Source organism: Azospirillum sp. OGB3 (assembly GCF_014192915.1).
Classification (GTDB): Bacteria; Pseudomonadota; Alphaproteobacteria; order Azospirillales; family Azospirillaceae; genus Azospirillum.
Genome location: NZ_JACHYN010000022.1, coordinates 69,014 through 87,016, shown reverse-complemented (window position 1 = coordinate 87,016; position 18,003 = coordinate 69,014). Strand labels below are relative to the sequence as shown.

General features: G+C 67.8%; 14 protein-coding genes, 1 pseudogene and 1 riboswitch. Of the genes and pseudogenes, 7 read left to right on the top strand and 8 right to left on the bottom strand.

Annotated features, from left to right (window positions below; genetic code table 11):
- Positions 1 to 126 (top strand): annotated as a pseudogene (locus FHW79_RS32990) (succinate--CoA ligase subunit alpha); the annotation flags it as partial.
- 271 nt (positions 127 to 397) lie between these two features.
- Here FHW79_RS32990 and FHW79_RS28610 read toward each other — a convergent pair.
- Positions 398 to 1,285, bottom strand: coding sequence for a LysR family transcriptional regulator (locus tag FHW79_RS28610; protein ID WP_183182050.1), 888 nt, complete (start codon positions 1,283 to 1,285; stop codon positions 398 to 400).
- 104 nt (positions 1,286 to 1,389) lie between these two features.
- Here FHW79_RS28610 and FHW79_RS28605 point away from each other — a divergent pair, with 104 nt between their 5' ends.
- Complete coding sequence (locus FHW79_RS28605; protein ID WP_183182049.1) at positions 1,390 to 2,607, top strand: MFS transporter; 1,218 nt, start codon at positions 1,390 to 1,392, stop codon at positions 2,605 to 2,607.
- Between the two features lie 453 nt (positions 2,608 to 3,060).
- The gene (gene oxlT, locus FHW79_RS28600; RefSeq protein ID WP_183182048.1) at positions 3,061 to 4,323 is read left to right on the top strand and encodes an oxalate/formate MFS antiporter; all 1,263 of its coding nucleotides are present in this window, start codon (positions 3,061 to 3,063) and stop codon (positions 4,321 to 4,323) included.
- 72 nt (positions 4,324 to 4,395) lie between these two features.
- Here oxlT (FHW79_RS28600) and FHW79_RS28595 read toward each other — a convergent pair whose 3' ends face one another.
- Complete coding sequence (locus FHW79_RS28595) at positions 4,396 to 4,584, bottom strand: hypothetical protein (protein ID WP_183182047.1); 189 nt, start codon at positions 4,582 to 4,584, stop codon at positions 4,396 to 4,398.
- A gap of 190 nt (positions 4,585 to 4,774) precedes the next feature.
- Positions 4,775 to 4,887, top strand: a riboswitch (TPP riboswitch).
- A gap of 116 nt (positions 4,888 to 5,003) precedes the next feature.
- On the opposite strand from FHW79_RS28595, the gene thiC reads away from it, so the two are divergent.
- A complete protein-coding gene (thiC, locus tag FHW79_RS28590; RefSeq protein WP_183182046.1) occupies positions 5,004 to 6,845 on the top strand; it encodes a phosphomethylpyrimidine synthase ThiC in 1,842 nt (613 codons plus the stop codon).
- An 81-nt stretch (positions 6,846 to 6,926) separates the two neighbouring features.
- Here the strand turns inward: thiC and oxlT (FHW79_RS28585) are convergent, their stop codons facing one another.
- The 5 genes from oxlT (FHW79_RS28585) to gcl all read right to left on the bottom strand — a co-directional run bounded on the left by oxlT (FHW79_RS28585) (position 6,927) and on the right by gcl (position 13,761).
- Complete coding sequence (gene oxlT, locus FHW79_RS28585) at positions 6,927 to 8,225, bottom strand: oxalate/formate MFS antiporter (RefSeq protein ID WP_183182045.1); 1,299 nt, start codon at positions 8,223 to 8,225, stop codon at positions 6,927 to 6,929.
- 255 nt (positions 8,226 to 8,480) lie between these two features.
- The gene (locus FHW79_RS28580; RefSeq protein WP_183182044.1) at positions 8,481 to 9,743 is read right to left on the bottom strand and encodes a glycerate kinase; all 1,263 of its coding nucleotides are present in this window, start codon (positions 9,741 to 9,743) and stop codon (positions 8,481 to 8,483) included.
- A 257-nt stretch (positions 9,744 to 10,000) separates the two neighbouring features.
- Positions 10,001 to 10,909, bottom strand: coding sequence for a 2-hydroxy-3-oxopropionate reductase (gene glxR / locus FHW79_RS28575; protein ID WP_183182043.1), 909 nt, complete (start codon positions 10,907 to 10,909; stop codon positions 10,001 to 10,003).
- Positions 10,910 to 10,949: 40 nt separating this feature from the next.
- The gene (hyi, locus tag FHW79_RS28570) at positions 10,950 to 11,747 is read right to left on the bottom strand and encodes a hydroxypyruvate isomerase (protein ID WP_183182042.1); all 798 of its coding nucleotides are present in this window, start codon (positions 11,745 to 11,747) and stop codon (positions 10,950 to 10,952) included.
- Positions 11,748 to 11,991: 244 nt separating this feature from the next.
- Positions 11,992 to 13,761 (bottom strand): glyoxylate carboligase, encoded by a 1,770-nt coding sequence (gcl, locus tag FHW79_RS28565; RefSeq protein ID WP_183182041.1) that lies wholly within the window; start codon positions 13,759 to 13,761, stop codon positions 11,992 to 11,994.
- Between the two features lie 198 nt (positions 13,762 to 13,959).
- On the opposite strand from gcl, the gene FHW79_RS28560 reads away from it, so the two are divergent.
- Together FHW79_RS28560 and FHW79_RS28555 are read left to right on the top strand one after the other, a co-directional pair.
- Positions 13,960 to 14,580 carry a thiamine phosphate synthase gene (locus FHW79_RS28560; RefSeq protein WP_247884651.1) on the top strand — a complete coding sequence of 207 codons (621 nt, stop codon included), beginning with the start codon at positions 13,960 to 13,962 and terminating at the stop codon, positions 14,578 to 14,580.
- Positions 14,581 to 14,750: 170 nt separating this feature from the next.
- On the top strand, positions 14,751 to 15,440 hold the full coding sequence (locus FHW79_RS28555) for a GntR family transcriptional regulator (RefSeq protein ID WP_114859145.1): 690 nt from the start codon (positions 14,751 to 14,753) through the stop codon (positions 15,438 to 15,440).
- A 44-nt stretch (positions 15,441 to 15,484) separates the two neighbouring features.
- Here the strand turns inward: FHW79_RS28555 and pyk are convergent, their stop codons facing one another.
- Positions 15,485 to 16,948, bottom strand: a complete 1,464-nt coding sequence (gene pyk, locus FHW79_RS28550) for a pyruvate kinase (RefSeq protein WP_038528090.1) — start codon at positions 16,946 to 16,948, stop codon at positions 15,485 to 15,487.
- A gap of 192 nt (positions 16,949 to 17,140) precedes the next feature.
- On the opposite strand from pyk, the gene FHW79_RS28545 reads away from it, so the two are divergent.
- Positions 17,141 to 17,893, top strand: a complete 753-nt coding sequence (locus FHW79_RS28545) for an NUDIX hydrolase (protein ID WP_183182039.1) — start codon at positions 17,141 to 17,143, stop codon at positions 17,891 to 17,893.
- Positions 17,894 to 18,003 lie beyond the last annotated feature (110 nt).

Below are 18,003 nucleotides of genomic sequence, written 5' to 3'. Positions count from 1 at the left end.
GCGGTGATCTCCGGCGGCAACGACACCGCCGACTTCAAGATCGAGTTCATGAAGTCCGTCGGCATCGCCGTCGCCGACAGCCCCGCGAGCCTGGGGTCCACCATGCTCAAGGTCTTCAAGGGCTGATCCGTTTCCTTCGCAGTGGTGTTTTCCCCGAAGTGACTGGCCGCGCCGGCAACGGCGCGGTCTTCTTTGCTGTGTATTAAGCGGGTAATTGGGCTGTTTCCGCAATGTGGAAAGCTGAAAACAAAGCATTGCGGTGATTGGTCTGACCAGTCATCTTGGTCTTGCACAGGGTGCTTCACCCTTTGTATCGGGCGGGTTGTTGCTCTGCATTTATGCGAGCCTCTCGAAATCACTGGCCGTGCTGGAAACAGCACGGCCATTTTTTTTACTCCTACCGATCGATCATCCGGGCGAGGGCAAGGAAGCCGGCGATGTAGTCCACGCTCTCCTCGCCGCGGCGGACGCCGAGATGAATGCTCTTGCCGATTCCCTCGCTTCCCAGCCGCACGCATCGGACGGGCAGGCCGGCACCGTCTTCCCGCACCAGCCAGTCCGGCAGGACAGTGACCCCGCGCCGGGCGGCGGCGAGCTGGAGCATCAGGTCGGTCGACTCCGCGGTCTTGTGGCGACGCGGACGGCAATGGGCGGGGACGAGGAAGCGGGTGTAGACATCCAGCCGCTCCAGGCTGACCGGGACCGTGATCAGCTCCTCCGCACGCAGGTCTTCGGGCTGCGCCACGCCCCGCGCGGCGAGCGGATGCGCGTCATGCACCACGAGGACGAGTTCGTAGTCGAAGACCGGCGTGAAGAGGACGTCGGCAGTCTCGATGGGGTCGGGCGTGATCAGCAGGTCGATCTCGTTGTCGAGCAGCGCGGCCAAGCCGTCGAAGCGGAAGGCGGTGCGGACCTCGAAATCCACGTCCGGCCATTGCGTGAGATAGCGGGCGGTCATCCGCATCAGCCAAGCTTGGCAGGGATGGCATTCCATGCCCACCCGGAACGCCCCGCGGCGGCCCGACGCGAAATCGGCGAGAACCCGTTCGGCGTGCTCGAACTGCGGCAACAGGCGCTGCGCCAGCGCCAGGAGATGCTGGCCAGCCTGGGTGAAGCGGAGGCTCCGCCCCTTCTTCGTCCAGATTTCGACGCCGCAGCGCTCCTCGAACTTGCGCATCGTGTGGCTCAGCGCCGACTGGCTGAGATTCAGGCGTTCGGCGGCGGCGGTGACGCTGCCCACCCGATCCACCTCCCGCAGGATCGCAAGGATCTGGCGATCAAGCATTCATGACTCCGGCTCATCCAATCATGAGAACATACCACTTTTATTCATGATGGCGCGTCGGTAAGCCTGGGGCAACCGCCACAGAGCCAGTTCCGAGGACCGTCATGAGCCAAGCCGACACCACCCCTTATGCACAGGGCCTCTATGCTCACGGGACGGCGAACGTTCTGCGGCTGGCGACCGCGCAGGCGCTGGCCGGCGCCAACGCGGTGGTCGTCTACGCGACGGGGGCCATCGTCGGGAACACGCTGGCTCCCAGCCCGGCGCTGGCAACGTTGCCGCTTTCCGTCTTCGTCGTGGGCATGGCGGTCTGCACCATTCCCGCCGGGGCCATTGCCCGGCGCCATGGGCGGCGCGCCGCCTTCCTGGCGGGGACGGGCTGCGGCGTGCTCGTCGGGCTGCTGTCCGCCCTGGCGGTGATTCTGGGGAGCTTCTGGCTGTTCTGCGCGGCGATGATCCCCGGGGGCGCCTACGCCGCCGTGGTCCTGTCCTTCCGTTTCGCGGCGACGGATTGCGTCGAACCGGAACGGCGCCCGCGGGCCATGTCGGCCGTGATGGCGGGCGGGGTGTTCGCCGGGGTGATCGGACCGCAGCTCGTCACCGTCACCATGGACGTCTGGCCGCCGCACCTGTTCCTGGCGACCTTCCTCGCCCAGGCCGCCGTGGCGGCGCTGTCCGCGCTGGTGCTGGTCGGCGTGCGGCTGCCGATGCCGACCGCGGCGGAGTCCGCCAGGGGACGGCCGCTCGGAGTCATTGCGCGCCAGCCGCGATTCGTCACCGCCGTGCTGTGCGGCGTCGTCTCCTATCTTCTGATGAATTTCATCATGACGGCAGCCCCGCTGGCGATGCGGCTGTGCGGTCTGTCGCAGGAGGTGTCGAACCTCGGCCTGCAATGGCACGTGATCGCCATGTACGCCCCGAGCTTCGTCACCGGACGGCTGGCCGAGCGTTTCGGCGCGTCCCGCATCGTGTTTGCCGGCCTGGGCCTGATCGCCGCCTCCGCCGTGGTGGGGCTGGGGGGCGTCGATGTGATGCATTTCTGGGTCAGCCTGATCCTGCTGGGAGTCGGCTGGAACTTCGGCTTCCTCGGCGCTTCCGCGCTCGTCCTGGAGTGCCACCGTCCGGAGGAGAAAACGCAGGTGCAGTCGCTCAACGACTTCATCGTGTTCGGCACGATGGCCCTGGGGTCCTTCGCGTCCGGCGGGCTGCTGGCGGCGTTCGGCTGGGACACGGTGCTCTGGGTATCCTTCGTGCCGTTGGCGGCGGCCATCGCGGCGCTCGCCGTCACCGGCTCGTCCCGCGCCGCGTCCGCGACCGTCTGAAGCCGGTCGGCGCCTCGTTCATCCAATCACGAGGACGCCATGGAGCCCCGTCCACAGGGCGGGGATGACCCTCTGGGCTGTCCGGCTTTCGAAAGCCCGAAAAATTTTTGGATGAAAAGCGCAACGCGCCAAAAGTTCGTGTTGCCAACAATCATGTTCCTGGCATACCATATGCCGTATCTGGAGCGCCACGAACGCAGGGACAGCGTGACCGGCTCTCCAGCTCATCATTGAACCATGACTCACATCGGCACGGAACAAGGCCGCCCATGACGCGGCGATGCGGACGCTCGCTCGGACACCGCCTCGCCGGCTCAAGGGGACCCTCATGCCCGGTATCAAAGCGTCGCAATCCCACGGGAGGGAATGATGGTTGGATCGACAGAATCCCAGAGGCCAGCTTTTAACAGTTCCGGCGGCTCGCAGGCGCCCATTTCCGATGGCGCGCGCTGGATGCAGATCGTCGTCGGCATCGTCTGCATGGTGGCCGCGGCCAACATCCAGTATGCCTGGACGCTCTTCGTGCCGGAAATCCAGGCTACCCACGGCTGGACCCGCGCTTCGATCCAGACCGCCTTTACCGTCTTCGTCGTCGTCCAGACCTGGCTGACCCCCATCGAAGGCTACTTCATCGACCGCTACGGCCCCCGTGCCATCGTCGCCTTCGGCGGCGTGATGACCGGCCTCTCCTGGATCATCGACAGCTACGCCGGCTCGCTCGGCATGCTCTATGTCGGCTCGGCCATCGGCGGCGTCGGCGTCGGCTGCGTCTACGCCACCTGCGTCAACAGCGCCCTGAAGTGGTTCCCGGACAAGCGCGGCCTCGCCGTCGGCCTGACCGCGGGCGGCTACGGCGCCGGCTCGGCCGTGACCATCCTGCCGATCGCCAACATGATCCACTCCTCGGGCTACCAGGCGACCTTCTTCTGGTTCGGCCTGCTGCAGGGCACGATCATCCTCATCGCCGCCTTCTTCCTGCGCGCCCCGCAGAAGGATCAGGTGAAGGCCTCGACCAAGGTCCTGCAGTCCCGTCGCGACTACACGCTGAAGGAAGCGCTGCAGACGCCGGTGTTCTGGGTCATGATGGTCATGTTCATCTGCACCGTCTCGGGCGGTCTGATGGCGGTGGCCCAGCTCGGCGTGATCGCTCACGATCTGGGCGTGAAGGAAGCTCCGATCAGCCTGTTCGGCATCACCATGGCGGCTCTGCCCTTCGCGCTGATGCTCGACCGCGTGATGAACGGCATCTCCCGTCCGCTGTTCGGCTTCGTCTCCGACCACATCGGCCGTGAAGCGACGATGTTCATCGCCTTCACCTTCGAAGGCCTCGGCATCCTGATGCTCAGCCGCTTCGGCCACGACCCGATCATGTTCCTGATCCTGTCGGGTCTGGTGTTCCTGGCCTGGGGCGAAGTGTACAGCCTGTTCAGCGCGACCTCGGCGGACACCTTCGGCACCAAGCACGCGGCGAAGATCTACGGCGTGCTGTACTGCGCCAAGGGCGTCGCGGCCCTCCTGGTCCCGCTGGGCAACCTGCTGATGGAAGCCACCGGCACCTGGGCGACCGTGCTCTACATCTGCGCCACCATGGACCTCATTGCGGCCTTCTGCGCCATCGCGATCCTGCGGCCCATGTTGCGCAAGCACCATGCCCGCAACGCCGAACTCGCCGCCCAGCAGGGTGCGGGTGGGCTGGCGGTGCAGCCCGGCCACTGACCGGTCCGCGAAGCTTCAGGTTTCTTGTCTCGGATGATGGCCGCCGCGCGCACCCCGCGCGGCGGCCTTCTTTCATTCCAGGAAGAAGGGGCGGTTGTGGCCCTCGCCGAACTGGTTGAAGCGGTCCGACGACCAGAGGCCGTCCGGCTGCTCGTCCTGCGGATCGGAATTCCACTCGTCGTCCTCCCGCATCAGCAGTGTCAGGCCGTGGCCCATCAGGCCGGCCAGGGCGACGAAGGCGATCAACTGGGATTCGAGCATGGGACGGGCTCCGGGCACTCGGGAGGGGCGTTGCTTTTGTTGTTGTGATGCAACATAGCGACCCGGCTCAGGCTGCGCAATAGGATTTTGTATACCAGATAATGGATACCAGAATCGCGTCAATTGCATTGATCCGGCGGGATTCGCCGTCAAACGCGTTGACGTGGGTGGGGCGGATGGTTCAGCATGGCGACGTTCCAAGGGGAGCCCCATAGCACGGGGCTGAGATGATGCCGTAAGGCGCCGAACCCTTTGAACCTGATCCGGGTCGTACCGGCGTAGGGACAGGAACAAACGGGCCACGGTCACGCGCACCCCCATCGCGCACCCCTCCATGGGGACCGCTCCGGTCGTCCGTTCTGCCGCTCCGTCACACCCGGGTCTCCAACGATCCTATGTGCGATGGAGATCCACAGCAGATGCCCGACTCTCTTCCCCCCGCTTCGCAGAAAGCCGCGCCGTCCGACCATTTCTCGGTGACGACCGGCCCGCTGCCGTCATCCAGCAAGGTCCATGTGGCCGGGGAGCGCTTCCCCGACCTGCGCGTGGCGATGCGCGACATCCATGTCGGCGGCGGCGAGCCGCCGGTGCGCGTCTACGACACCTCCGGCCCCTACAGCGATCCCGCCGTGCAGACCGACATCCGCCGCGGCCTGGCGGAACTGCGCCGCTCCTGGATCGAAGGGCGCGGCGACGTCGAGGCCTATGAGGGCCGCGAGGTCCGTCCCGAGGACGACGGGCTGCGCGTCGGCGAGACGCGCGCCGTGCCCGTCTTCGACCGCGCCGGTCGGCGTCCGCTGCGCGGCAAGCCGGGCCGGGCGGTGACGCAGATGGCCTACGCCCGCGCCGGCATCGTCACGCCGGAGATGGAATACATCGCCGTCCGCGAGAATCTGGGGCGCCAGCGGCTGGCCGAGGCGGCGGCGCGGGACGGCGACGATTTCGGCGCCTCCATCCCCGACCACGTTACGCCGGAGTTCGTCCGCGACGAGGTGGCGCGCGGGCGGGCGATCATCCCGTCGAACATCAATCACCCCGAATCGGAGCCGATGATCATCGGCCGCAACTTCCTCACCAAGATCAACGCGAACATCGGCAACTCCGCCGTCGCGTCCTCGGTGGGGGAGGAGGTCGACAAGATGGTCTGGTCGATCCGCTGGGGTGCGGACACCGTGATGGACCTGTCCACCGGCCGCAACATCCATACCACCCGCGAATGGATCCTGCGCAACAGCCCGGTCCCCATCGGCACCGTGCCGATCTATCAGGCGCTGGAGAAGGTCGGCGGCAAGGCCGAGGACCTGACCTGGGAAATCTTCCGCGACACGCTGATCGAGCAGGCGGAGCAGGGGGTGGACTATTTCACCATCCACGCCGGCATCCGTCTGGCGCACATCCCGCTGACCGCCAAGCGCACCACCGGCATCGTGTCGCGCGGCGGCTCGATCATGGCGAAATGGTGCCTGTCCCACCACCGCGAGAGCTTCCTCTACGAGCGGTTCGAGGAGATCTGCGAGATCATGAAGGCGTACGACGTCGCCTTCTCGTTGGGTGACGGGCTGCGCCCCGGCTCCATCGCCGACGCCAACGACGCCGCCCAGTTCGCCGAGCTGGAGACGCTGGGCGAGTTGACCAAGATCGCCTGGAAGCACGATGTGCAGGTGATGATCGAGGGGCCGGGCCACGTGCCTATGCACAAGATCAAGGCCAACGTCGACAAGCAATTGGCGCTGTGCGGTGAGGCGCCCTTCTACACGCTCGGGCCGCTGACCACCGACATCGCGCCGGGCTACGACCACATCACCAGCGCCATCGGCGCCGCCATGATCGGCTGGTTCGGCACGGCGATGCTCTGCTACGTCACGCCGAAGGAGCATCTGGGGCTGCCGGACCGCGACGACGTGAAGGTGGGCGTGGTCACCTACAAGATCGCCGCTCACGCCGCCGACCTCGCCAAGGGCCATCCCGGCGCCCAGGAGCGCGACGACGCCCTGTCGCGCGCCCGCTTCGAGTTCCGCTGGCGCGACCAGTTCCACCTGTCGCTCGACCCCGAGACGGCGGAGCGCTTCCACGATCAGACCCTGCCGGCGGAAGGGGCGAAGGTCGCGCATTTCTGTTCGATGTGCGGGCCGAAGTTCTGCTCGATGAAGATCACGCAGGAGGTGCGGGACTACGCCAACTCCGGCATGGCCGAGATGTCGGAGAGCTTCCGCGCCAAGGGCGGGGAGATCTATCTGGAGGAGGGGCAGGCGGCGGAGTAGCGTCCGAATCGAAAAGGGGACGCCCTCGCGGGCGCCCCCTCGCTTCGGCTCCTTCCCCGAGCGGGGGAGGGGAAAGGAGCGTCAGGGCGTTGCCGTCACGCTCCGGCCGTTGTGCGTGCCCAGCGACTCGGCGGCCATGCGGTTCCTCATCGGGCGCAGGACGAAGAGCGCCAGGACCGCGGCCAGCGCGTTGACCGCGGCGGCCAGCAGGAAGACGGCGTGCCAGCTTCCCGTCGCGTCGGCGATGATGTTGGCGAAGGGGATCAGCAGCGCCGCGGTGCCCTTGGCGGTGTAGAGCAGGCCGGCGTTGCTCGCCGCGAACTTCGACCCGAAGGTGTCGGCGCAGCAGGCCGGGAACAGGCTGTAGATCTCGCCCCAGGCGAAGAAGACCAGACCGGTCAGCAGCACGAAGGCCACCGGGTCGCGGCCGTAGAGGCTGAGCGCGACGATGCCCACCGCCTCGATGGCGAAGGCGATGAACATGGTGTTCTCGCGCCCGATGTGGTCGGACACCCAGCCGAAGAAGGGGCGCGTCAGCCCGTTCAGCACCCGGTCGATGGACAGGGCGAAGGTCAAAGCGGGCAGGGTCAGGCCGAGGATGCTGACCGGCGCGTGGGCCAGCCCGAAATCCTGTGCGATCGGGCCGAGCTGGGCCGTCGCCATCAGCCCGCCGCCGGCCACCATGACGAACATGGCGTACATGACCCAGAAGACCGGGGTGCGGACCATCTGGCTCGGCGTGTATTGCCGCTGCGCGGGCGGGACGGCGAAGCCGCCGCGGGCGAGGGGAGCGGAGGGCGGGGCGACCAGCAGCCAAGCGAGCGCGAAGACGACGAGCCCCTGACCCAGACCGAAGGCCATGAAGGTCGCCTCGTAGCCCGAGGTCTCGATCATCGTGGCGATGGGCACCACCGTCAGGGCGGAGCCGGCGCCGAAGCCCGCCGCGGTGATGCCGGCGGCCAGTCCGCGCCGGTCGGGAAACCATTTCAGCGCGTTGCCCACGCAGGTGCCGTAGACGGCGCCCGCCCCGATGCCGCCGATGGCCGCCGCGACGTAGAGCACGAGCAGCGAATCCGCCACCGCGTTCAACGCCCAGGAGGCGGCGCAGAGCACCGAGCCGAACAGCACGACGATCCGCGGGCCGAAGCGGTCGACGAACCAGCCCTCGACGGGCACCAGCCATGTTTCGGTGACGATGAAGATGGTGAAGGCCACCTGGATGGCCGCACGGCCCCAGCCGTGCTTGTCGTCGATGGGTTCGACGAAGAGGGTCCACCCGTACTGGAGATTGGCGATCATCGACATGCAGATGACGCCGGCAAGCAACTGCATCCAACGCCCGCCGACAGGCAGGGCGCTCCGCGCACCGGTTTGGCGCATATGGTTCCTCCCGGATGGGTCCGCTGTCTCGTTCTTGTCCTGGCGCGCGCGGGGTGCGTTGGGTGCCCGACCGCTTCGCTTTATCCTTCGAACGGGGCAATCCGGTTGCATGCTGTTGGCATGCCAGACGCCATATTCGTGATGCCTTGACGGTGAGTGTGGCGGATAATCCGTGGAGTCATCAACAAATTTTCGTGAGCGGGCGCCGCCCTGGCCGTAAGTGATATATCAAATCGGCCGGCGACGCCCCGCCGCTTACAGGACCAGAACGGCGCGGAAGTCGTTGACGTTGGTCAGGGTCGGCCCGGTCACCAGCAGGTCGCCGAGCGCGCTGAAGAAGCTGTAGCCGTCGTTGTCGGCCAAGCGCTCCTTGGCGTTGACGCCGGTCTCGGCGGCGCGGGCCAGCGTGTCGGGGGCGAGCAGGGCGCCGGCGTTGTCCTCCGTCCCGTCGATGCCGTCGGTGTCGGCGGCCAGGGCGTGCACGCCCTTCATTCCGTCCAGCGCCACGGTCAGGGCCAGAAGGAATTCAGCGTTGCGCCCTCCGCGGCCCTTGCCGCGCACCGTCACCGTGGTCTCGCCGCCGGACAGCAGGACGCAGGGCTTGGCCGCGGGCTGGTCGTGCTCGACGATTTGGCGGGCGATGCCGGCATGGACGAGCGCCACCTCGCGCGACTCGCCCTCCAGCGCGTTGCCGAGGATGACCGGGGTGACGCCGGCCTTGCGGGCAACCTCCGCCGCGCGCTCCAGCGCCATCTGCGGGGTGGCGACCAGGATCGTGCTGACGCGCTCCAGCCGCGGGTCGCCGGGCTTCGGGCTCTCGTCGCGCCCGGCCAGCAGATGGTCCATGACCGGCTGCGGCGGGGTGATCCCGTACTTCTCCAGAACGGCCAGAGCGTCGGCGTAGCTGGTCGGGTCGGGCACGGTGGGGCCGGAGGCAATCACCGACAGATCGTCGCCCGGCACATCGGAGATGACCAGCGAGACCACCCGCGCCTTGGTGGCCGCCGCCAGCCGCCCGCCCTTGATCGCGGACAGGTGTTTGCGCACGCAGTTCATCTCGGTGATGTTCGCGCCGGAGCGGAGCAGCGCTTTGGACACCGCCTGCTTGTCGGCCATGCTGATGCCCGGCGCGGGCAGGGCGAGCAGCGCGGAGCCGCCGCCGGAGATCAGGCAGAGCATCAGGTCGTCGGGGCCGAGCGACGCGGCGATGTCGAGGATGCGGCGGGCCGCCTGCTGGCCGGCCTCGTCGGGCACGGGGTGCGACGCCTCGACCACCTCGATCCGCTTGCAGGGCACGTTGTGGCCGTAGCGGGTGACGACCAGACCGGACAGCGGCCCCTTCCAGTGATCCTCCACCGCCTTCGCCATGGAGGCCGCGGCCTTGCCGGCACCGACGACGACCGTGCGGCCCTTCGGCGGTTCCGGAAGATGCGGCGGCACGCACAGCGCCGGCTGCGCCGAGGCGACGGCGGCGCGGAACATGTCGGTCAGGAGCGCGCGGGGATCGGTGGTCGTCATGGTCTGGTTCTGTCCCTTCCCTGAGCCGCGCCGTTCACCGGCGCCGGTCCTCATGTGCTGGGAATGCTAACGGATTTGGCGCGGGGGGCAATGGGGAGAAGTATCCCTCTCCCGTCCCGGGAGAGGGTGGCCCGAAGGGCCGGGTGAGGGTGAAGCCGAGGATCAAAGCACTGATCCTTGGCGGCACCCTCACCCTCCCGCCGCATGGCGGCGGGCCCCTCCCTCTCCCGGGGCGGGAGAGGGGGTGCCGAACGGTCTCACTCCGCGGGTTCGGTCACGCGGTGGTTCTGGCCGATCTCGTGGTTGGCGAGCAGTTCCAGCGCGCGGACCATGCCGGAGTGGTCCCAGGCCTTGCCGCCCTGGGCGGCGCAGGCGTTGAACAGCTCCTGACAGGTCGCCGTGTTGGGCAGCGACACGCCGAGCGCGCGGGCGCCGGACAAGGCCAGGTTCAGGTCCTTCTGGTGCAGCTCGATGCGGAAGCCCGGATCGAAGGTGCGCTTCACCATGCGCTCGCCGTGCACCTCCAGGATGCGCGAGGAGGCGAAGCCGCCCATCAGGGCCTGACGGACCTTCGCCGGGTCGGCGCCGGCCTTCGACGCGAACAGCAGCGCCTCGCCCACCGCCTCGATGGTCAGGGCGACGACGATCTGGTTGGCCACCTTCGTCGTCTGGCCGTCGCCGTTGCCGCCGACCAGCGTGATGTTCTTGCCCATCTTCTCGAACAGGGGCTTCACCGTCTCGAAGGCCTTCTCCGGCCCGCCGACCATGATGGTCAGCGAGGCGGCCTTGGCGCCGACCTCACCGCCGGACACCGGGGCGTCGAGGTAGTCGCAGCCCAGCTCGTTGATGCGCTGGGCGAACTGCTTCGTCTCGATCGGGGAGATCGAGGACATGTCCACGACGATCTTGCCGGCGGACAGACCCTCGGCGACGCCGTTCGGGCCGAACAGAGCGGCCTGCACATGGGGGGTGTCGGGCACCATCGTGAAGACGATGTCGGCCTTCTGCGCCACCTCGCGGCTGGAGCCGCAGGCCGTGGCGCCCTTGGCGAGCAGGTCTTCGGGGGCCGGGTTGATGTCGTAGACGAACAGGGTGTGGCCGGCGTCGGCCAGATGACCGGCCATGGGGCGGCCCATGATGCCGAGACCGATGAAACCAACGTTCATGGCTGTGTCCTCGATTCTTCAGTGTTCGGGCGTTTGCAGATCAGGCGGCGACGGTCTCGCCGGGGGTGGCGGCGCGCATCCAGCCCAGCCCTTCGCTGGTCCCCTTGGCCGGCTTGTACTCGCAGCCGACCCAGCCGTCGTAACCGATCCGGTCGAGCGCCGCGAAGACGAAGGGGTAGTTGATCTCGCCGGTGCCGGGCTCGTTGCGGCCCGGGTTGTCGGCGATCTGGACATGCGCGATCTTCGGCAGCAGGCGCTGCATGGTCGGGACGAGATCGCCCTCCATGATCTGCATGTGATAGACGTCGTACTGGATGAAGAGGTTGTCGGAGCCGACGGCCTCCAGAAGCCGTTCCGCCTGCGCCGTGCTGGTCAGATGGAAACCCGGAATGTCGCGGGTGTTGATCGGCTCGATCAGGAAGCGGATGCCGGCCTGCTTCAGCGCCTTGGCGGCGAAGGACAGGTTGTCGACGAAGGTGCGCTCCAGCGCGTCCGCCGCCACGCCCGCCGGGGCCTTGCCGGCGAGGCAGTTGATCTGCTTGCAGCCCAGCGCCGTGGCGTATTCGATGGCACGGCCCACCCCGTCCTGGAACTCGCCGACGCGGTCCGGCAGGACGGCGATGCCGCGCTCACCCGCGTCCCAGTCGCCCGCCGGCAGGTTGTGCAGGACCTGGGTCAGCCGGTTGGCGGCCAGCCTCTCGACCAGCGCGTCCTTCTCGAAGGCGTAGGGGAACAGATACTCGACGCCGGTGAAGCCGTCCTTCGCCGCCGCGGCGAAGCGGTCGAGGAAGGGCAGCTCGTTGTAGAGCATCGTCAGGTTGGCGGCGAACTTGGGCATGTCTCTCTCCCGGATGTTCGTTTCGGGCTTGGCCGTTTGGCTCAGGATCGGAGGGTGATGGCGGAGGCGTCAACGCAACGGCCGCCTTTTTTCACCCTGCGGAACTGTGGATCTGGCGGAGCCGCTTGCCCCCTCCCTGACCCTCCCCCGCTTCGCAGGGGAGGGGATGTGAGTCCCTCCCCTGCGAAGCGGGGGAGGGAGGGGACCCACGAAGTGGGGAGGGTGGGGGCTCGCGGTGCGCCGATCAGATCCGCACCAGCTCCGGCTCGTCCGCGGGCACGTCCAACACGTCCTCGAACTCGGTGATGTTGTTGATCTCCGTGCCCATGGCGATGTTGGTGACGCGCTCCAGGATGACCTCGACGACCACCGGGACCTGGAACTCGTCCATCCACTGCTGCGCTTGGGCGAAGGCGGATTGCAGGTTGTCCGGGTCGGTGACGCGGATGGCCTTGCAGCCGAGGCCTTCGGCCACCGCGACGTGGTCAACGCCGTAGACGCCGATCTCCGGGGCGTTGATGTTCTCGAAGGAGAGCTGGACCTGGAAGTCCATCTGGAAGGCGCGCTGCGCCTGCCGGATCAGCCCGAGATAGCTGTTGTTCACCAGGACGTGGATGTAGGGCAGCTTGAACTGCGCGCCCACCGCCAGCTCCTCGATCAGGAACTGGAAGTCGTAGTCGCCGGACAGCGCGACAATCTTGCGCTTCGGATCGGCCACCCGGACACCGAGCGCCGCCGGCAGGGTCCAGCCGAGCGGACCGGCCTGACCGCAATTGATCCAATGGCGCGGCTTGTAGACGTGCAGGAACTGCGCGCCGGCGATCTGCGACAGGCCGATGGTCGAGACGTAGCAGACGTCCTCGCCGAAGGCGCTGTTCATTTCCTGATAGACGCGCTGCGGCTTGATCGGCACGTTGGCGAAGTCGGACCGGCGCAGCATGGAGCGCTTGCGGACCTGGCAGGTCTTCACCCACTCCGACCAGTCGCGCAGCTTGCCGGCGGCCTTCCACTCCTTCGCCACCTCGATGAAGAGGTCGAGCGCGGCCCCGGCGTCGGACACGATGCCCAGGTCCGGTGCGAAGACGCGGCCGATCTGGGTCGGCTCGATGTCCACATGCACGAACTTGCGGCCCTTGGTGTAGACGTCGACCGAGCCGGTGTGGCGGTTGGCCCAGCGGTTGCCGATGCCCAGCACGAAGTCCGACGCCAGCATGGCGGCGTTGCCGTAGCGGTGGGCGGTTTGCAGGCCGACCATGCCGGCCATCAGCGGATGGTCGTCCGGAATGGCGCCCCAGGCCATCAGGGTCGGGATGACCGGCAGGCCGGCGACCTCGGCGAACTCGACCAGACGGTCGCTGGCGTCGGCGTTGATGATGCCGCCGCCGGCCACCAGCAGCGGACGCTCCGCCGCGTTCAGCATGGCCAGCGCCTTCTCCACCTGGGCGCGGGTCGCCGCCGGCTTGTAGGTGGGCAGCGGCTCGTAGGCGTCGGGATCGAACTCGATCTCGGCCATCTGCACGTCGATCGGCAGGTCGAGCAGCACCGGGCCGGGCCGGCCGGAGCGCATCAGGTGGAAGGCCTGCTGGAAGGCGTAGGGGACCTGCCCCGGCTCCAGCACGGTGACTGCCCACTTGGCGACCGGCTTGGCGATGGACGGGATGTCCACGGCCTGGAAATCCTCCTTGTGCAGGCGGGCGCGCGGCGCCTGGCCGGTGATGCACAGGATCGGAATGGAGTCGGCGGACGCCGAGTAGAGGCCCGTGATCATGTCGGTGCCGGCGGGGCCGGAGGTGCCGATGCACACGCCGATGTTGCCGGCCTTGGCGCGCGTGTAGCCTTCGGCCATATGCGACGCGCCCTCGACATGGCGTGCGAGAACGTGGCCGATGCGGCCGTTGCGTTGCAGCGCCGCGTAGAACGGATTGATGGCCGCTCCGGGGACGCCAAAGCAAACGGACACGCCTTCCTTTTCCAGGACATGCACCGCCGCTTCAATCGCCATCATCCTAGCCATGGCTTGGTCTCCTCCCTCGCGTAACGGGTCGCTGTTGCGTTGGATTGAGCTTTCATCAGCGGGGCGGCTATTGGCAAAGTGTTGGCGAATCCTTTCCGCGTGATGGAAATCACACCGAACGGGGCAGTCCTTCACGGTGCTTCGGACAATTATGCTGCACTTGCACAGTCCCGATGGCGCTGTCATCGTGACCGGATGATGGCGATCCCGAGTCCCCGCCTCCTGGCGATCACGGACCGGCGGCAGGCGGCGCAGCCCCTGCCGGAGCTGGCGGCGCGCCTGTTCGCCGGGGGCTTGCGCTGGCTGTCGCTGCGCGAGAAGGATCTCGACGACTCCCGGCAGATCGCCCTGGCGCACGCGCTGGTGGAGCGGGCGCGGCCCTGGGGGGCGCTGGTCACGCTGCACGGCGATCCGGATCTGGCTCTGGCCGCTGGGACGGACGGGGTGCATCTGCCGGAAGGCGCCGACGTCGTGGCGGCGCGGCGGCGGCTCGGCCCCGGCGCCCTGGTCGGGCTGTCCGCCCACGATGCGGAGGGGATTCGCCGGGCGGCGGCGGGCGGGGCGGACTACGTCACGCTGTCGCCCGTCTTCCCGTCGCCCAGCAAGCCGGGCTACGGCCCACCGATCGGGATTGAAGGGCTGAGGCGCTTGGCCGCGGAGAGTCCGCTGCCCATCATTGCGCTCGGCGGCGTGGAGTCGGGCAATATCGGAGAGTGTCTGGCCGCGGGAGCCGCCGGAGCGGCGGTCATGGGGGCGGTGATGCAGGCGCCGGACAGCCTGTCCGGTCTGCTCAAGGCCTTGAAAGGCGGACAACCGTAAGGACCGGGGTCGGGCGGAACCACCCTTTCCTTATCGTGGTCCTGGACATTTTAGTCCGAAATATGCATCTGGTATCTTATATACGAAAACGATGCGATGCCTTTCGCACGACCGGGCCGGCGCACAGTGGGGTGTTTCCGGACGGCCAGCATTGAGGAACGGTGCCGACCATGAACCCTCCGCCGATCAACGTCCAGCCGCTCGACACCGGATCGACCTTCCGCGCTCAAGCGTATCATGCGTTGAAGCAAGCCATCTCGCAAATGGACATCTACGACCATAACGACGAGATCCGGCTTGAGGAGCGGCAGCTCAGCGAGCTGCTGGGCGTCAGCCGGACGCCGATCCGCGAGGCGCTGACCCTGCTGGAGCAGGAGGGGTTCATCCGCCTCCAGCCCCGCCGGGGCATCTTCGTCATCCGCAAGACCAAGGCCGAGATCGTCGAGATGATCCAGGTCTGGGCGGCGCTGGAGAGCATGGCCGGTCGGATGGTCGCGACGCAGGCGACCGACGAGGACATCCGCACCCTCTGGGACCTGTTCCGCAACTTCGAGATGCGGAACCCCAAGGAGCATGTCAACGAATACTCCGACGCCAACATCGCCTTCCACAAGAGCATCATCCGGCTCAGCGGGTCCAAGCTGATTCAGGAGATGACCGACAACCTGTTCATCCACATCCGCGCGATCCGCAAGCTGACCATCGGTCAGGACAACCGGGCGGAGCGGTCGATCAACGACCACAAGGAAATCATCAAGGCCCTGGAACGCCGCGACGTCGACCAGGCCGAACACCTGATCCGCGACCACACGCTGGGTCTGGCGGCGCACGTTGAGAAGCATTGCGACTTCCTGGAGTGAGGGTGCCCCGCCCCCGCTGAGGGGGAAGGGCACGGACATGGGCGTCAGACCGGCTCGTGGAGCTTCGCGGTCGTCACGCTGTTTAGACCGTTCGCGGTGATCGTGACCACGCGCAGGCTGTTGGTGGTGCCGGGCGTTCCGAAGGGGACGCCCGCCGTCACGATCAGCGACTGGCCGGGAGCGCCGATGCCCTCCTGGGCGGCGACGAGGCTGGCGCGCTCGACCATCTCTGCGAAATTCGCCACGTCGGCGGTCCACACCGGATGGACGCCCCAGGCCAGCGACAGCAGGCGGGCGGTGCCGCGTTCGGCGCTGAGGCCGAGGATCGGCACGGTCGGCCGCTCGCGCGAGGCGCGCCGCGCGGTGGAGCCGGTGCTGGTGAAGGTGGCGATGCCGGCGGCCGAGATGGTTTCGGCGATCTGGCGCGCCGCGGCGGACAGGGCGTCCGGGGTGGTCGCCTCCGGGCTCGGATGTTCGGAGTCCATGATGCGGCGGTAGAGGGGATCGCGCTCCACCCGGCGGATGATGCGGTCCATCATCGCCACGGCCTCCACCGGGTGCTTGCCCGACGCGGATTCCGCCGACAGCATCACGGCGTCCGACCCGTCATAGACGGCGGTCGCCACGTCCGACGCCTCGGCGCGCGTCGGCGTCGGCTCGGTGATCATCGATTCCAGCATCTGTGTGGCGACGATCACCGGTTTGCCGGCGGCGCGGCTCAGGCGAATCATCCGCTTCTGCAGGCCGGGCACGTCCTCCGGCGGCAGCTCCACGCCGAGGTCGCCGCGGGCCACCATCACGGCGTCCGACAGGGCGATGATTTCCTCCAGCCGGGGCAGGGCTGCGGGCTTCTCCACCTTGGTCATGATGTGGGCGCGGTCGCCGATCAGGGCGCGCGCCTCCAGGATGTCCTCGGGCCGCTGCACGAAGCTGAGACCGATCCAGTCGACGCCCAGCGTCAGGCCGAACTGCAGGTCGCTGCGGTCCTTCTCCGACAGGGCGCTGAGCGCCAGCGTGGTGCCGGGGACGTTCATGCCCTTGCGGTCGGACAGGGTGCCGCCGACCATGACCTCGGTCTCGGCGTGGTCCGGCCCGCAGCTCAGCACGCGCAGGCGCATCCGCCCGTCGTTCAGCAGAAGCTCGTGGCCCGGTTCCAGGCTGGCGAAGATCTCCGGATGCGGGACGCAGACGCGGCTGCGGTCGCCGGGGGTGGGGTCGAGGTCGAGGCGGAAGCGGTCGCCGCCGGCCAGGATCACCGCCACCTCCTTGAAGGTGCCGACGCGCAGCTTCGGCCCCTGAAGATCGAGAAGCACGCCGATGGGGCGCCCGACCGTCTCCTCGACCGCGCGGATCTGGCGGTAGCGTTCGGCGTGGTCGCGCTGCGTGCCGTGGCTGGCGTTCAGGCGGAAGACATCCACGCCGGCCTCGGCGAGGGCAAAAATCTGGCTGTAGGTCGAGCTGGCCGGCCCCAGAGTGGCGACGATCTTGGTGCTGCGGTTGCGCTGCATGGCGCGGGCCTCCTGAGAGGGCGATGACTTTAAGCGGTGACTGTGTGGTGCTGGGGCGATGCTGCGACCGGGGTGGGGTGGGGGTCAAACCGCCGCTATGGCTTTTCCACATAGCGGGAAGTCACACGGTTGGTTTGACCGGGGTGACCCCTGGGCGGACACTGGACGCCCGCGATCAGCCAGGACGATGCCATGAACACGCCTGTCGAGCCGCTATCCGCCGCCGGCCTGATCCTTCTGCGCGACAGCGTGGACGGGCTGGAGGTCTTCATGATCCAGCGCCACCGCGACCTTCGCTTCGCACCCGGCGCCACGGTGTTTCCCGGCGGACGGCTGGACGCGGAGGACAGCGAGTTGCCCTGGCGGGAACTGTCCCTGCCGCTGACCGACGATATGCCGCAGCGGATGGCGGCGATCCGCGAGGCGTTCGAGGAGTGCGGGCTGCTGATGACCGGCGGCCCGGTGGACGCCGCCCTTCTCGACAGGCTGCGCAGCGCGTCGGGCGGGACCTTCCTGGACCGGCTTCTGGCGGCGGGGCTGGAGCCGGACGTGGCGGCGTTGGTGCCCTTCGCCCGCTGGGTCACGCCGGAGAGCGTGTGGCGGCGCTACGACACGCTGTTCTTCCTCGCCAAGGCGCCGCCGCGCCAGATCGCCGTGGTCGACGGGGTGGAGGCGGTCGCCGGATTCTGGGGCACGCCGCGGGCCATTCTGGACGAGGCGGCGGCGGAGCGGCTGTCGCTGGTCTTCGCCACCCGCATGACCCTGCTGCGTCTGGCCGGCTGCCGCACGGTCCGCCACGCGATGGAGGAGGCCGCGCGCTTCCATCCCCTGACGCCCATTGTGCCCCGTCCCGCCGACACCCCAGAGGGGCCGGTGCTGTGCATCCCGGACGGGCTGGGCTATCCCCTGACGCAGGTCCCGCTGGAGCAGGCCCGGCTGGGCTGATCGCCTGAGACCGCCACGCATTTCCAACCAGAATTTCCGAGCAACAATTCGCCTAAAATTCCGCTATGCGGAATTTCCCGTGCCTTTTTTCACCGCCGAAGCGTTATCGT